General features: G+C 57.4%; 12 protein-coding genes and 1 pseudogene. 3 read left to right on the top strand and 10 right to left on the bottom strand.

Features of this window, described 5'->3' with window-relative positions:
* Nucleotides 1–5: 5 nt before the first annotated feature.
* On the bottom strand, nucleotides 6–947 hold the full coding sequence (locus AB3X95_RS11905; protein WP_176121597.1) for an acetaldehyde dehydrogenase (acetylating): 942 nt from the start codon (nucleotides 945–947) through the stop codon (nucleotides 6–8).
* Between the two features lie 52 nt (nucleotides 948–999).
* On the bottom strand, nucleotides 1,000–1,812 hold the full coding sequence (locus AB3X95_RS11910; RefSeq protein WP_368621411.1) for a 2-keto-4-pentenoate hydratase: 813 nt from the start codon (nucleotides 1,810–1,812) through the stop codon (nucleotides 1,000–1,002).
* Between the two features lie 99 nt (nucleotides 1,813–1,911).
* Between AB3X95_RS11910 and AB3X95_RS11915 the strand changes: the two are divergent.
* Nucleotides 1,912–2,031, top strand: a pseudogene (locus AB3X95_RS11915) (IS6 family transposase); the annotation flags it as partial.
* A gap of 139 nt (nucleotides 2,032–2,170) precedes the next feature.
* Here the strand turns inward: AB3X95_RS11915 and AB3X95_RS11920 are convergent.
* The 8 genes from AB3X95_RS11920 to AB3X95_RS11955 all read right to left on the bottom strand — a co-directional run bounded on the left by AB3X95_RS11920 (nucleotide 2,171) and on the right by AB3X95_RS11955 (nucleotide 11,834).
* Nucleotides 2,171–3,520 (bottom strand): MFS transporter, encoded by a 1,350-nt coding sequence (locus AB3X95_RS11920; protein WP_176121595.1) that lies wholly within the window; start codon nucleotides 3,518–3,520, stop codon nucleotides 2,171–2,173.
* A gap of 70 nt (nucleotides 3,521–3,590) precedes the next feature.
* On the bottom strand, nucleotides 3,591–4,583 hold the full coding sequence (locus tag AB3X95_RS11925) for an extradiol ring-cleavage dioxygenase (protein WP_176365392.1): 993 nt from the start codon (nucleotides 4,581–4,583) through the stop codon (nucleotides 3,591–3,593).
* A gap of 77 nt (nucleotides 4,584–4,660) precedes the next feature.
* Nucleotides 4,661–5,662, bottom strand: a complete 1,002-nt coding sequence (locus tag AB3X95_RS11930; protein ID WP_176121593.1) for an amidohydrolase family protein — start codon at nucleotides 5,660–5,662, stop codon at nucleotides 4,661–4,663.
* Nucleotides 5,663–5,695: 33 nt separating this feature from the next.
* Entirely contained in the window at nucleotides 5,696–6,904 is a 1,209-nt protein-coding gene (locus tag AB3X95_RS11935) for an aromatic ring-hydroxylating dioxygenase subunit alpha (protein ID WP_176365390.1), read from the bottom strand.
* A gap of 32 nt (nucleotides 6,905–6,936) precedes the next feature.
* Nucleotides 6,937–7,332 carry a RidA family protein gene (locus AB3X95_RS11940; RefSeq protein ID WP_176111635.1) on the bottom strand — a complete coding sequence of 132 codons (396 nt, stop codon included), beginning with the start codon at nucleotides 7,330–7,332 and terminating at the stop codon, nucleotides 6,937–6,939.
* Between the two features lie 523 nt (nucleotides 7,333–7,855).
* Nucleotides 7,856–9,721, bottom strand: coding sequence for an AMP-binding protein (locus tag AB3X95_RS11945; RefSeq protein ID WP_368621412.1), 1,866 nt, complete (start codon nucleotides 9,719–9,721; stop codon nucleotides 7,856–7,858).
* Between the two features lie 90 nt (nucleotides 9,722–9,811).
* Nucleotides 9,812–11,029 (bottom strand): Rieske 2Fe-2S domain-containing protein, encoded by a 1,218-nt coding sequence (locus tag AB3X95_RS11950; protein WP_176365387.1) that lies wholly within the window; start codon nucleotides 11,027–11,029, stop codon nucleotides 9,812–9,814.
* Nucleotides 11,030–11,045: 16 nt separating this feature from the next.
* Complete coding sequence (locus AB3X95_RS11955) at nucleotides 11,046–11,834, bottom strand: crotonase/enoyl-CoA hydratase family protein (RefSeq protein ID WP_176111632.1); 789 nt, start codon at nucleotides 11,832–11,834, stop codon at nucleotides 11,046–11,048.
* 167 nt (nucleotides 11,835–12,001) lie between these two features.
* Between AB3X95_RS11955 and AB3X95_RS11960 the strand changes: the two genes are divergently transcribed.
* Together AB3X95_RS11960 and AB3X95_RS11965 are read left to right on the top strand one after the other, a co-directional pair.
* Nucleotides 12,002–13,171, top strand: coding sequence for a thiolase domain-containing protein (locus AB3X95_RS11960; protein WP_176121587.1), 1,170 nt, complete (start codon nucleotides 12,002–12,004; stop codon nucleotides 13,169–13,171).
* A 4-nt stretch (nucleotides 13,172–13,175) separates the two neighbouring features.
* Nucleotides 13,176–14,849: a 3-hydroxyacyl-CoA dehydrogenase NAD-binding domain-containing protein gene (locus AB3X95_RS11965; protein WP_368621413.1), complete on the top strand. Its 1,674-nt coding sequence runs from the start codon at nucleotides 13,176–13,178 to the stop codon at nucleotides 14,847–14,849.
* Nucleotides 14,850–14,852 lie beyond the last annotated feature (3 nt).

A 14,852-nucleotide genomic window follows, 5' to 3' on the forward strand; every position in this document is an offset into this window, starting at 1 on the left:
GTTTTTTATGCCGCCGCTGCCGAAGCCGCAATGCGCTCCGCCGTTGCCAGCGCCGCCGAGGTCATGATGTCGAGGTTGCCGGCATAGGCTGGCAGGTAGTGCGCCGCGCCTTCCACTTCGAGAAAGATCGAGGTCTTGAGACCGCTGAACTTGCCGAGGCCCGGGATAGCGAGCGGCGCGCTCTCGGGGATCACGTCGAACTGCACCTTCTGCTTGAGGCGGTAGCCAGGCACATAGGCATTGACGGCTTTGGCCATCTGCTCGACCGAGGCTTCGACTTCGGCCTGACTGGTCGCTTCGGACAGCACATACACCGTGTCGCGCATCATCACCGGCGGCTCGGCCGGGTTCAGGATGATGATGGCCTTGCCCTTGGTGGCACCGCCGACCACTTCGATCGCCTTCGAGGTCGTTTCGGTAAATTCGTCGATATTGGCGCGCGTACCCGGGCCGGCCGACTTGCTGCTGATCGAGGCGACGATCTCGGCGTAGTGCACCTTGGCCACGCGCGATACGGCCGCCACCATCGGGATCGTGGCCTGGCCGCCGCAGGTCACCATGTTGACGTTCGGCGCTGCCAGGTGCGCTTCGAGGTTCACCACCGGCACGCAATACGGGCCGACGGCCGCCGGCGTCAAGTCGATCACGCGGATGCCGGGCTTGTGCTGGCGCAGGAAGGCGTCGTTTTTCACGTGCGCTCCTGCCGAGGTGGCGTCGAACACCACGTCGATGTCCTTGAACATCGGCAGGTTCACCAGAGCCCGCACGCCCTCGTACGTGGTCGCCACATTCAGACGCGCGGCGCGTGCGAGGCCGTCCGAGTTCTGGTCGATGCCGACCATCGCGCCCATTTCCAGATGCTTGCCGTGCCGCATGATCTTGATCATGAGATCGGTGCCGATATTGCCGGACCCGATGATCGCGGCCTTGAGTTTTGCCGAAGCCATGTGTTTTCCAGAATCCTGAAGAATTGGTTGACGAGACCTGAGCAATGACCTGTTATGCGAAGGTCGCGCGCACGCTGCCGAGGCCTTCGATCTGCGCCGTATAGGTACCGGGCTGCGTGACCGCGACCATCGGTCCCAGCGCGCCCGTCAGCACCACATCGCCGGCGCGCAGCGGCGTACCGAGCTGCACCATGCGGTCGGCCAGCCAGATCGCGGCATTGAGCGGATTGCCAAGGCAGGCCGCGCCGCTGCCCTGCGACAGCACTTCGCCGTCGCGTTCGAGCGTCATGGCGGCCTTGAACAGATCGAGGTCCGCGAGCGGTACCGGGCGGCTGCCGACCACGAAGGCCGCGCTCGATGCGTTATCGGCCACGGTATCGACGAAACGGATATCCCAGCCACGGATGCGGCTGTCCACCACTTCGATCCCGGCCAGCGCGTAATCGGTGGCGTTGATCAGATCTGCATAGGTGTGCCTGTCGCACGTCAGGTCCCGCCTGAGCACGAGTGCGATCTCGGCTTCGACCTTCGGCAGGATCAGACCGGCCAGTTGAATCGGCTGGTGGTCGCCGTAGGCCATGCTGGCAAACAGCGCGCCGAAATCGGGCCGGTCCACGCCGAGCTGTTTCTGCACCGGCAGCGAGGTCAGGCCGATCTTGCGGCCGACGATGCGCTCGCCTGCCTCCACGCGTGCATCGACGTTGGCCTGCTGCACCGCGTAGGCGGTCGCCATGTCGTCCAGCGGTATGCCGCCCAGCGGATTCCCGCCCAGTGCGCCCTCGCGGCGCACCGGATCGATCGCTTCGCGGGTACGTTCCGCTTCGCGCAGACGCGCGGCGATGGCCTGAATGTTCTCCTTCGTCATCCTTTGTTCTCCTCTCGCTCCGGCTGCGGTTCGGGCTCTGATGCAAATAGCTCCGGCTAATCGGTTAGCGTGTCGGACTGAACAAATAGAGAGCCGACCATGAGCAAGCCGAAAAGCCCGGAGGAATTGTTCGCAGGTCGTCACTTCGACCGCGAGGTGATCATCGTGTGTGTCCGCTGGTACTTGCGTTACAAGCTCGGTCTGCGGGATCTTGTGGAAAACACGAAAAACGACCCGGGCGCGCATGCGACCGGGTCATCAAATCCCGCCCTTCGCGTTAGTCCGTACGGTACAGTAGAGAAGACATTAACTGAACGGCATTGCCGCCGAAGCGGGGTTCTTGTTACCCGGATCCAAATCACTTCGAGCGCCCGATACTCCTCGCCGCAGCAAAGAACGACCACGTTGCGATCGCGACCATGATGATCGGGGCAATCATTGCATAGCGCAGACCTTGTGTACCCGCCACGTGGCACGATGCGGCCACTGCGTCAGCGATCGGAGCCTTGCAGGCCGCCGCATAATCGCCGCTACCGGTAAAGATGTTCGCTGCGAACCTGTCGCTCATCCAGCCCACCCATGCCGGGCCCAGACCTTGGCCGACAAGGTTCATCAGCAGGAACACAAGTGCCGAAGCCGTGGCGCGCATACGCGGTTCGAGTCGGCTGTGAATGACCGAAAACGAAGGACCGTTCCACACGTTCAGCGAAGTCGCCATCAAGAACATTGCGACGGTGGAGACCGCGAAGTTCATCGACGTAAATGAAATGATCGTGAACGGAATACCCAAAAGCGATCCGACCGCCGGAATCCAGCCGTACCAACGACGGTCACGTTTCGCCATCCAGTCCGAACCATAGCCACCGATCAAGCCGCCGACGAATGCCCCAACGCCATTGACGATCGCAAGCGTCAATCCCGCCTGTTGCATATTCAGGCCAAACGTGCGACCCATATAGATCGATTGGAACATGAACGTGCCGTAAATCGAAATTGAGGTCGTCACGATACCGAGAGACATTTGCCAGAACGGCTTTTCACGCACGAACGCGGCAAGGACTTCCTTGAGCGCCGGAACATGCTTGGACTCGATGGAGTCGAAGTTGCCACGCTTCGGTTCACGCAGCGTGAAATAAGCAATCAGGCCCAGGATGATACCCGGGAAACCGAACGCGTAGAACGCCATGCGCCAACCATAAAGGTGGGCAATCGTACCACCGCCGAATGCGCCAATGAAAACGCCAACTGCCGGTCCCAGTGCGTAGATACCGTAAACGGTTGCACGCTTGGACGGTGGAAACTGATCCGACAGCAGCGAGTGCGAAGTCGGGGTCGAGCCCGCTTCACCGATACCGACGCCAAGACGGTAGACCATCATCGAAGCGAAGCTACCTGCGGTACCGCAAAGCATCGTCATCAGAGACCAGGCAACAATCGAAACCGAGATCATCAACTTGCGGTTATAACGTTCAGCCAGTCGCCCAATTGGAATACCGAGCGTCGCGTAGAAAATCGAGAACGCGAGACCGCTGAGCAAACCCAGCTGGAAATCTGAAAGCCCCATTTCACGTTTGAGCACCGGACCGACGATTGCGACCAGAATGCGATCCGTCATACTGGATGCATAGATTAGAACGAGCAAAAACAACAACCATCGCTCGTAACTTCGACTCCGGGTCGAAATCCGGGTTGCCTCTGCGGTGGACATCTTCAGTCTCCTGTTACGCTCAGAATCTGAGCATTTATATCGATTAGTTCATTCTTTTATTTGCTGCCCTTTACGCCCAGGTAACAAACCCTGCGCCGACGCCGGTACCTGCGGGAGTTCGCCTAAGCGGGAAATACTCGGCACTCTGCACATTCAGGTGCTCGAGCGCGCCCGCCGCCGTTACCCAGTTCAGAATTTCCGAGGAACCGGAATTGAGTGCGCCTCGCGGGATGCTCTGGAGAAAATCGGCGTCCTTGTTCTCGAAGGCCGCAATGATCTGACGGTCGAGCGGTTCATCGACCACGAAGTGGCTCAGACCGCCGCTCGCGATGACCATTACGCGCTGGTCGCCCGGGATCGCTTCGACCACACGACGAATTGCACGGCCCACGTTGTAGCAACGACGCGAGGATGGGACGTTCGGACTGAAATAGGTATTCAACAGCACCGGTACGATCGGAATCGGGAGACCGGCAAACAGACGTTTGACCACGAAGCCGTAGGCATGACCAAAACCCTTGTCCAGTGGGTCCTCCACGTGGTCCGAAGCCGCGACATCCACCTCTTCATCGATCAGTCCTTTGATCAACGTGAGCGCCATCTGGGGATCACAAGGCAATCCATGGACCTGATCGAGCATATAGCCTTTGCGCACCGTACGTAGCCAATCAGGCGTGGTCGGCTCCTGGAGCTTGTCGATCGTGTATGCGGTCTGTCCGTGGTAGATCGCGAACGCCGGTTGATTGGCGCTGTTGAAAAGTTCTGCCTGATCGTCACCGATGATGATCGCGACATCGGGCTTGACCTGAGCAACGAATGCCGCGAGCTTGTCTAGCGCGTCATTGCATTGCTGCTCCTTTTTGGCCAGCGTCGGCACATCCACTTCGTTCTCGTAGCGCGGCCCTACTTCAGTCAGCAACTGCGAATACGTCATCAACCGTCCATCGGACGTGTTGAGCTCCGGGTTTTCATAATCGACATTTGCCCGATGAATCCATTGTGCAGCACCGAGCGTCAGAAGGGGCGTATGAGAAGTCGCGACGCCAGCAACGATTTTGGCCATGATGTTTAATCAATTCCGAATTTGCTTACGACAAAGCGCGGGACCGATGTCCCGCGCTGCGTTTCTCTGCCGATCGATTACTCTTCGCCGGTACGAAAACGCGAATACAGCTTCATGCAGTTGCAGCGGAAGATGTTGTTCTTGTCCTCTTGCGAGAGCATGGCCATCGATTCGATAACCGGCTTCAGATCGTCGAGGTCCAGACCCGTTTCCGGATCGACGGCGCTGCCGGTGCCTGGCTTTTCGGTGGCGAACAGCACCCGATCCGCACCCACCTTTTTGATCAGGAGTTCGAGCGAATCCTTGTCGTAATTGGTGGTGTCGTAGTGGAGTTGACGCAGCTTTTGTTCGAAAGGCATCACACCGCGACGGATGTTCCATGCACGGAAACGGCCCATCTGGTACGGAATTGCGCCACCGGCGTGCGGGACGATCAGCTTCAGGTTCGGGAAACGATCGAACACGTCCGATTCCATCAGCGACAGAATGGCGATACTTTCTTCGTTGATAAATTTCAGTGTGTACGACTCGCGCGGCTGGCAACTGCCGGCTGAGTGGATCAGCGCAGGAATATCGAGTTCGCACAGCTTTTCATACAGCGGGAACCAAAACGGATCCCCCAGTCCCGGGGGCGGCGTGTCATCGCCTTCAGTCGGATCCGGATTCAGCAGACAACCGATAAAACCTTGCTCCTTTACGCGGAATTCGAGTTCTGCGAGGCAGTTGACCGGGCTCTCATTACGGTATTGCGGCAAACCTGCTACCTTGCGAAAACGCGTGGGCCACATTTCGGCGGTCTGGTGAACCAGATCGTTCATGTGCTTCGTCCATAGCGCCGTTACCTTCGCGGGCTTGATCGAATGCATCTGCATGTACGGACGCGGCGACAGGAACTGAATGTCCGTACCGACACGATCCATGATCTCGATGATCGTCTGACCGGCTTTGCGCACCGCGTCATCGCTCAACCTGGGCACACCGACGTGCGGATTTGCGCGGTGAGACGCGAGTTCGGCCATGAATTTATAGCTTTCGCCTGGAATCACGACGTGAGCATGCGAATCGATGATAAGTGACATTTTGGATATGACTCGTAGGGAAAAGATTTCAAATTACAACGTTGTTTGCCATTGCTGGTCGTTCTCGTAGACGCCGCCCAGTGGCATGACCGACCTATAGTCGATCTTTTCGTGCTGTGCCAGTTTCGGCACTGAACCTGCCGAAAATTCGGTTAACGAATTCATCAGGCAGCGACGGACCTGCATCACCGCACCGTCACCGGCGCCGAGATATTCTTTGGTGCGATCCTGGAGCGTACCCATACTGAGAAGGATTGCGAAATCTTCGGTACCAAGCGTTTGCGGGAAGCCAGAAAAGTGACCGTTCTTCATCGCTTCGCGATCCTGGCCCCAGAGATCGTCGGCCGAACGCGACGAAACCGGAGGCCAGTTGTCGCGATCGGCGGGAAAGATGTAATCTTCGTGCGGAACCGGCTTGTCCAGGATGAACGTCATGTGCCAATACCACGTGTTCTCGTCATCAATAGGTACAGAGAAGAACATCTGCGAGCGCGTGGTGTCACCGGCCTTACGCGGTGAAATCATGCCGTACCATGGCATGACGAACGAATTGGTGCGCACATATGACCTTCCATCTCCGAGTGCGCGTACAGCCGCGTAACGGAAGCCGTATTCCTTCTGTCTGATTTTGTAGACTGGAGCCTGGTTGACCGAGGCATTGGTCATTTCGTGTTCGAGCCACGACTGGTGAAGAACACCGACGTGCGCCGAGTCCATCGTAGTCTCGACCGCTTGCAGCCAGTTGCATTCGAGGCGCTGACGATGCACCACCACCTGATCGGCGGGCAAGCCCACGAACGGCAAATCAGCGAATTTCGGGGCTTCGCCCTGTCCGAGATATACCCACGCGATGCCACCCGCTTCCTGAGTCGGATAGTGCCTGAGCGGCACGTGTTTGCAATACTCAGCTTCGTTATTTGGCTGCGTCGGCACCGCGACAGTCACGCCTTCGGAATTGAATTTCCAGCCGTGGAAGATGCAACGCAGCGCGTTGTCTTCGTTGCGGGCGAGTGCCAGCGAAGCACCACGGTGCGGGCAAGCTTCGTCAAAGAAGCCGACCTTGCCATTATCACCACGGAAAGCTACGAAATTCTGACCGAAGAGTCGCACACGCTCAGGTCTTCCGCTAGCGACGAGCGACGCCGAACGCAGCGCCGGAATCCACCAGTTCTGGCGAATCATTTGACCCATCGGAGCGTCGCCCGAGACCCTGGTCAACAATTCGTTCTCGTCTTTCGTCATAGCACACCTCCTTGGAACTTAATTCTGAATACCTAATCACCGAGCACTGCGATCACTTCAAGCTGGATCTGCATGCCGCCCGGCAGATCCACGATCTGGGCGTGACGCGCCGGACGATCTTCAGGATCGGGAAACATTTCAAGCCAAGGTGGATTGACGATCGGACGAAGCGATCCGTCTTTGAGAAATACCGTGACACGCACAATATCGTTGACGGTACCGCCACCTGCTTCGACGAGCGTCCGCATATTCTGGAACGCGAATTTAGCCTGCGATTGCGCATCTTCAGGCAGCGTATCCGTCTGCGGATCTTTACCCGCGATGCCTGACGAAAAGATGAAGTTACCCTTTCTGGCACCCATCGGAATGGGCGTCTGCCCATGAGTCACGCCCGGAACTTCAATCGATCGTTTGCCTTCGTATTTCATCACTGTGCCTGATAATAATGTTTCGCCCGAGTCTCGGTTACAGAGACGACTCCACTATCGTGATGCGAGGTTACGGAAGCGTCGGGTAAGCCGATACAAACAAGTAACCTTATGAATACTATCAGTCGAAATTCAATCGATGAGTAGGGGTGTTCACCTATGCTGCGCATCGAGTAATAAGAAAGCCAGACTTATCGTCAGATAAGCCTGGCTTCGTTACTGCTTCAACCAATATCAGTTACGACGCGCGATCAGAACAGCGTGCGAATGCCGGTGTTCACGCCGACCGTCGTGACAGACGGAGCAAACAGCGTGGCCGCACTGTCGCTTATGTTCAGGCCGAGATTGTTGTTGCCCTTTGTTGTTGACGAATGCAACCTGGGCGTATTGAGCGAGGCTACGCGGATCGAGTTCGAACAGCACGTCGAGTAGTGTGCGAAAGGCAAACACCAGGGAGAAAACGCTGGCGAGGCCTATTGATAAAGGACTCTTGTATGATCAACCAAGAGGCCTTTATCGATGTTTAAGCCTCTATCACTATCAGATTCGGGGCCTCGACGACATCGTAAAGCGCCTGGACTTCGGTTGCCCTCGATTCCAGGACCTTCCGCTGATTGATGTAACCCTTATCGTTAGTCTCACCCCGATCCATGGACGCCGGCTGCTCCAGCAGCCATAGGCGTTTCATCTTCATGCTGGACCCGGGGTTGCGCTCATTATGCGCCTGGAGTGCGGAACTGAGCGCGCGCCTGATATCCGGATTCTTTACCAGATCGGAAAACCCGAGGCCACTCTGTTTCAGATACATATTGCAGGCTTCGATGTTCAGCCACGCGAGTGCCCCTACATAGGGACGATCGGCGCCCGTGATCACCATGTCGCGCACGAGAGGGGCACACGCGCTGACACAATCAGCTTTGAGACACGAAACGCGAACGAAAATACCGGACATAAGTTTGAATTCTTCTGCCACCCGACCCGCAAATACCATCCCTTCTTCGGGATGCTCCGGATCGACAAATGTCGCCGCGTCGCCCATGATAAAAAAGCCTTCATCATCGAATGCCTGCGCCGTCAGCTCCGGGTTTTTCAAATAGCCGGGGGTCACGGCTTCACTACGGACCCGGATTTCATAGCGGGTCCCATCCTCGAGCGGTACGAGCTTGAGTTCGACGCCCGGATGGGGAAGTCCGATCATACCCGTGCGATCGGTTGCCCAATGCACGTACGTCACAGCGGCTGAGGTCTCGGTCGAACCGTAAGCCGAAACGAACGGAATCTTGCGGCCCGAGTACTTGATGGCTTCGCGTTGCATAGCCTCATACGTCGCGTCCGGCAGACGGGAGCCCGAATACGTCATACGCTGCATATTGCTGAACATTGCGGATCCAAGTTCCGGGTCCTTTTGCAATGCATCGACAAGCATCGCATATGCGACAGGAACGCCACTGAAACGTGACGGCGAGACCTCGCGCAGATTGCGCAACGTCTTCGCGAATTCGGCCGGTGTCGGCCGGCCATCATCGAGGTACATCGTGCCGCATTCCTCAAGCACGCAGTTGAAGATCGAGTGACCGCCGGCAACGTGCGACCATGGAAGCCATTCGAGCAGCACCGTTTCCGGCATTGCGCCCGGCTCCCACGCGAACATCTGTTCCGTCATCATCAGCGAGACCGTGAGCATACGCTGCGTCACAATCACGGCCTTCGGAATCCCGGTCGATCCTGACGTGAATTGATACTTGGCAATCGTATCCGGCTTGATCGAATCAATCGAAATGCGTACCTGATCCGTTGCTTCGGTCGCGATCACCTGATCCCAGGTCACGACATTAGGTGCATCGATCGGATCTTCGACGCAAATTACGAGTGCTTGATCATCGATTGCCTTGACGGCCCGCTCATAACGCTTGCCGCTCTGGACGAAAATCACAGCCGGTTCGAGAAGTGCGGCCATCGCCTTCAGCTTCTCGTGATCTCCACTCAGCAAGGAATATGCAGTCGTGATCGGCGAATATGGCATATGCGCTTGCATCGCCGCGATTTCGATAACGCCATGCTCCGGCGAATTCTCGCTCAGTACCATCACGGTCTGACCGTGCTTCTTCAGATCGAGCAAAAACTGAGTCGCGGCCTGAATCTGCGATTGCCCTTGACCGTAGGTCAGTGCTTGCCATTCATTATCAGGTCCGCGTCGTTGAACCAGCCACGGATGATCAGGCCGACGATCGGCGCTCCGATGCAACAGGAACGGGACATGCGGCACCGCTGATTTGAGTTCGATACTGCTCCTGAGAATCAGTGTCCCGTCTTTGCGCTGCTCGAGGTCAATGTCACGTGGCAAAAACGGGACGTGGCGAAACTGGGCGTCTTTCAGATCAGTCGTCATAGCCAAAAAGGTGAGTCTTGAACAGCACATGACAAAAATACCCGGCAATTTTCATCACCGAGCTATATGTGCATAAATTTCGAATCTATTTCAGAGCAGCGCACGCCACCCGGCTTCGTCTTCGAACGTACCCGACGCCGGGGCTGCGCTCTTGTAGTCGATCTCTGCGTGACGTGCGAGCTTCGGGGTATCGCCGTTCATGAACTCCTTGACGGAATTCATGAGGCAACGACGAACCGCCAGGACAGCACCGTCACCGGCACCCAGATATTCCTTCGTCCGGTCCGAAATCGGTCCCATGCTCATGATGACCGCGAAATCCTCGGTTCCCAGCATCTGCGTGAAGCCCGTAAAGTGACCGTTCTTCATGGCCTCACGATCTTGACCCCAGTTGTCCTCAGCCGGTCCCGGAGGCAGCGGTGGCCACGAATCGGCGTCGTCGAATACGAGCGTCGGATTCAAGACCAGCTTACCGTCCGTGCGATACGTGAGCTGGTAGTACCAGATATTTTCGTCATCGATCGGCACGGAGAAAAACATCGAACCGCCCCTGATCCCCGAATTATTCCCAGAGATAACGCCATACCACGGCATGACGAAAGAGTTGACGCGCACATACGAACGGTTTTCTTTCAGCGCGCGGACCGCCGCGTAGCGAAAGCCAAACGGTTTCTGCACGATGTGATAAACCGGAGCCATATTCGCGGATGAAAGCTCAATATCACCGAACCCCTTGAGCCACTCCTGGTGCAGGACACCCAGGTGCGCGGAATCCATGGTCGTCTCGACGCCCTGTAGCCAGTTGGCATTCACTTTTTGACGGAAGACCACGAAGTTTTCGCGCGGGAGCCCGACACACGGCAATTCGGGGAACGCCGGGGCCTGGTCTCCCTGACCGAGCCATGCCCAGACCATGCCGCCTTCTTCGCGCACCGGGTAGTGCCTGAGCGGCACGTGCTTGCAATACTCGGCTTCGTTGTTGGGTTGAGTCGGCACCGCAACGGTCACGCCTTCGGCGTTGAATTTCCAACCGTGGAAAATGCAGCGCAAGCCATTTTCCTCATTGCGGCCAAGTGCCAGCGACGCGCCCCGATGCGGGCACGCCTCGTCAAAAAAACCGATCTTGCCGTCAGTGTCGCGAAACGCGACATAGTTTTCACCAAACAGGCGAATACGTACGGGCTTGCCGTCCGCTTCGAGTTTGTCGGATAGCGCCACCGGCATCCACCAATGCTGGCGCAACATTTTTCCCATCGGAGCGTCGCCGCATATGCGGGTCAACAAATCATTGTCCGCTTTAGAAGGCATGATGTCTCCTTGTGAATCAATCTTGGGTTTGATTGCGACGTTCGTTGAAGAAATCGGTGATGCGCTTGTCGGCACCGGTGTTGGCGGCTCGTGTCATCGTCGTGACCATCGTTTCGGCAAACAGGCCCTCGCCAAGCGGCATTTCCGAAATGCGGGTGATACCGTTGATAATCGCGTAATTCGTGGCCGCTGCATTGGCCACGATTCTGGACGCGAGTTCGCGCGCCTTGCCAAGACCTGCGCCATCTTCCGTCACATAGTGCGCGACACCCATGCGCTCGGCCGCCAAAGCGTCGAACGTGCTACCCGTGAGCATCATTTCGGTGACGCGGGATGCGCCGATCAGACGAGGAATGCGAACCGATCCGCCGCCACCGAGGAAAATGCCGCGTTGCCCTTCGGGCAACTGGAAGAATGTCGATTTTTCTGCGACGCGCACATGCGTGGCAGCCGCGAGTTCGAAGCCTCCGCCGATCACGCCGCCCTTGAGCACACTGATAACCGGAATTTCACCGAACTGCATCAGGTCGAACGTTCGATACCATCGACGCGAACGGCGCTGGCTCACAATCACGTCGGAACTTCGATTCGCCATCAGTTCGAAGAGGTCGAGGCCGGCACAGAAATGCTCACCTTCGCCGTGAAGGATCACAGCGCGTGCGCCTTCGAGACCGGATACGAAGATCATATTCAGTTCATCGAGCAATGCATCGTTGATCGCATTGCGCTTCGTCGCGCGGTTGAGCTTCACGAGCGCGACATCGCCTTCGCGTTCGACCTGTATCAGGGTTTCAGTGTTTGACATAGAGTGAGACCGCGTTAGTCGTGGATGGATCAATCATAAGCCTATATTACCTATAGATAGCCGTGAATTCGGTACAAACCCTTGCTATCATGGAGTCCGGCTTTGATGGAGAATCGTACTATATAAAGTAACCTTACTAATAATGACCGGATCCAAGGAGCCTCCCCATGGGTAGTAAAGGTGGTGCGTACATTGCTGGTATCTATGAGCATCCCGTGCGTCGTGCTGACGGGATCTCGACGGCACAGCTTCATGCGCAGGTTGCGCTAGGCGCGCTGAAGGATGCGGGCCTGACTCTCGATGATGTCGATGGTTATTTCTGTGGTGCGGACGCTCCGGGTCTTGGAGGTCTCACCATGGCTGAATACATCGGCCTGCGTAATCTGCGGCACATCGATACCACCGAGAGCGGGGGTTCAGCGTATCTTTTGCACGTGGCGCACGCGGTTGAAGCGATCCGCGCCGGTCACTGCAATGTCGCCCTTGTGACAATGGCAGATCGCCCGCTCTCGTCGGGCACGGGTACCGCGCTTGCGGGCGTCGATCGCTCGACGATGCCAAATCTGGCTTTCCAGTCGGCGGTGCCCCCTCCCCCGATGTACGGCTATGCGATGGTTGCGCGTCGCCATATGCACGAATTCGGTACCACGAGCAAGCAACTGGCGTGGGTCAGGGTCGCGGCTTCCCATCACGCGCAGCACAATCCAAACGCGGTGCACCGTGAAGTTGTGACCGTGGATGATGTACTCAGCTCACCGATGGTTGCCGATCCGCTGCACCGTCTCGATTGTTGCGTTGTCACCGACGGGGGCGGCGCGCTCGTGATAGTGAATCCCGCAATTGCGGCCCAACTGCAGCGTCCGAAAGTTGCGGTTGTTGGAACTGGCGCCGCCGTCAAGCATCCTGACGCGGGGAGAATCGATCTACTGACTTCGGCGGGCGCTCGATCGGGGGCCAACGCATTTGCCGAGGCCGGGATCACACCCCGGGATATCGGATATGCATCGCTCTACGACAGCTTCACGATCACGGTGCTGATCCAGCTCGAAGACCTCGGTTTCTGCGCCAAGGGAGACGGTGGCAAGTTCGTAATGGACGGCAATCTCATTTCGGGCGTCGGCAAGCTCCCGTTCAATACCGATGGCGGGGGCCTGTGCAACAACCATCCGGGCAATAAAGGTGGCATGACCAAGATTCTCGAGGCGGTGCGCCAGTCTCGGGGTCAAGCGCATCCTGCGGTCCAGGTCAAAAACCGCGATTTCGTACTCGCACATGGCACGGGCGGCAATCTGGCGAGCGCGCACGCAGCGGGCACCCTCATTCTGAAAGCGGAGTAATCATATGGCGCAAAAGCGGAATTTGCCTCCGGCACCTGTTCTGTTTCCGGACGACGAGCCCTTTTGGGAGGCAATGCGTTTGGGTCAGCTGCTGGCGAAACACTGTCAAGACTGCGATACGTTGCATTATTATCCGCGTTCGCACTGCCCATTCTGCGGCAGTGAAAAAACCAAATGGCACTCATTGTCTGGGCGCGGCACCATCTATTCCTATTCAATCGTTGAACGCAGCCCCAAGCCTTTGGCACCGGCAATCATCGAACTGGAAGAAGGATTGCTCATCAATTCGGTGGTCACCGACGCGGATGTTCGAAGCCTCAATATTGGCGATGACGTCATTCTGCATTCGATGCCGACTCAGGATGGACCACCCGCCCCGGCTTTCACGACCGTACGTGCGAACGCCGCACGCGAATATACGAAAGCCGCGTATACCGCGCTCGAGTGCCGGATTTCGGATCAGCCGCGGCTGTTCGAGCGGGGCGCGGTCATCGGTAGCGGCAATATGGGGATCGGCATCGCGACTGCCCTTCTCAATGCCGGACTATCGGTCCGACTGATTGATCAGTCGGACGACTCGCTTGAGAACGCGGTCACCCGTATCACGGAATCACTGAACCGTGACGTGGAGCGGGGAAGGCTGACCGAAAACGAGCGCGACGCGCGACTCTCGGTGTTGACGGCGGATCGAGATCTATCGGCAATTGCGAGCGCTGATGTCGTAATCGAAGCCGTGTTCGAAGACATGGAGGTCAAGCAGAAACTATTCGCCGAAATCGATCAATATGCATCGCCTTCGGCGCTTCTGGCGACCAATACCTCGACGCTCGACATCGACCGGATTGCCGTGGCGACGACGCGTCCGCAATCGGTAATTGGCCTGCATTTCTTCAATCCGGCCAACGTGATGAAGCTCGTCGAGGTCGTCCACACAGACACGACATCGGCTGACACGCTCGATGCCGCGCTCCAGTTTTCGGCTCAAATCAAAAAGACGGCCGTCCCGGTCGGCGTATGTGACGGCTTTGTTGGCAACCGTCTGATGATCGCGCGCGAGCGTCAGGCATCGCGTCTGCTGCTCGAGGGTGCGCTCCCCGAACAGGTAGATCGTGTGCTGCGCGAGGTCGGCCTTCCGATGGGTACGTTTGAACTCCAGGACATGACGGGCGGCATTGAACTCATGTACCGATCGCGCCAGCGTCGCGGTCAGAAAGACTGGCTACTCGATGAACTGTATAACCGGGGGCGCACGGGCTTGCGCGCCGGCCGTGGTTTCTATCGCTACGAAGCGGGCAAGAAGCGGCCGCTAATCGATCCGGAGGTCACGACTTTGATCGAAGAAGCATCGTGCGTCGAAGGCATCGAACGACGCGCGATTTCCGATCAGGAAGTGCACGATCGCCTGATTCTCCCAATGATCAATGAGGGCGCGAAACTTCTCGAAGAGGGCATCGTTGATCGCGCGTCCGACATCGATCTGATCTGGCAACTGGGTTACGGTTGGCCCGACTGGAAGGGCGGACCGATGTACTACGCGGACCAGATCGGCCTGCCCGAACTGGTGCGCCGACTCACCGCACTCGAAAAGCACGGTGACGTATTCAAACCTGCTGATCTGTTGGTTGAACTCGCGGGAGCCGATGCGGCTCGTATTTCCGATATTAAAATTTCTGATTAAACG

This window comes from Paraburkholderia sp. BR13444, from assembly GCF_040948755.1.
GTDB classification, from domain to species: Bacteria; Pseudomonadota; Gammaproteobacteria; order Burkholderiales; family Burkholderiaceae; genus Paraburkholderia; species Paraburkholderia youngii.